The 861-nt window shown below is 45.3% G+C and carries 1 pseudogene; it reads left to right on the top strand.

Annotation, left to right across the window (positions count from 1 at the left end):
- Positions 1-861, top strand: a pseudogene (locus A3738_RS31315) (transcription-repair coupling factor); the annotation flags it as partial.

Raw genomic sequence — 861 nt, 5'->3', positions numbered from 1 at the left:
AACGTCACAAGCTAATCGTATCGCTTGCTACCAAAACGCCAAGCCCTATCTGATTAGCGAAATCATTCAAAACAAGCAAAAAAGCCTGACCTTAGTCATTACCAATGATATGCAAGAAGCAAACGCCTTGGTGAAGGCCTTGGAATTTTTAGGCGACGAAAGTGAAAGCGGTAAGGCATTTATTCTTCCAGACTGGGAGACCTTACCCTATGACAATTTTTCTCCCCACGAAGACATTATTTCTCAGCGTCTATCGACCTTAGCGGCGTTGCGCAGTATGCAAAATGGCGTATTGGTAGTGCCTGTTCAGACCCTGCTTCAGCGCTTGCCGCCCGTTGACTTCATTGCCGCTAATTCGCTGTCTTTGCAAATAGATGGTCGGTTTAATCCCGATGATTACCGACGCTCGCTCGAGCAGGTTGGCTACCGCCATGTCGATACCGTCTATGAGCACGGTGAGTATGCAGTTCGTGGTTCAATATTTGATGTCTACCCAATGGGTAGCGAATTTCCAATTCGTATAGAGTTATTTGACGACGAAATTGAAAGCCTTCGAAGTTTCGATCCAGAAACGCAAAGATCCAAAGAAAAGCTAAAGAGTATCGAACTACTGCCTGCGCACGAATTTCCGTGGGACAGAGCTTCTAGGCTTGCATTTCGTAATCGTTGGCTAGACCAGTTCGATGAGAAAAGCTTCAGCGCGCCAATACTACGCGACATCAAAGAAGGCATTAAACCGCACGGCATTGAGTACTATGCACCTTTGTTTTTTGAATCGATGGCTTCGCTATTTGAGTATTTACCTTATAGCACACAGCTAATCTTTAACGCAGGCTTTGACGATACTTTAAAAGCTGTGTG

The organism is Oleiphilus sp. HI0066 (assembly GCF_001635725.1).
Note: the sequence above shows the minus strand (reverse complement) of the source record. Positions and strands in the feature narration are given on the sequence as shown.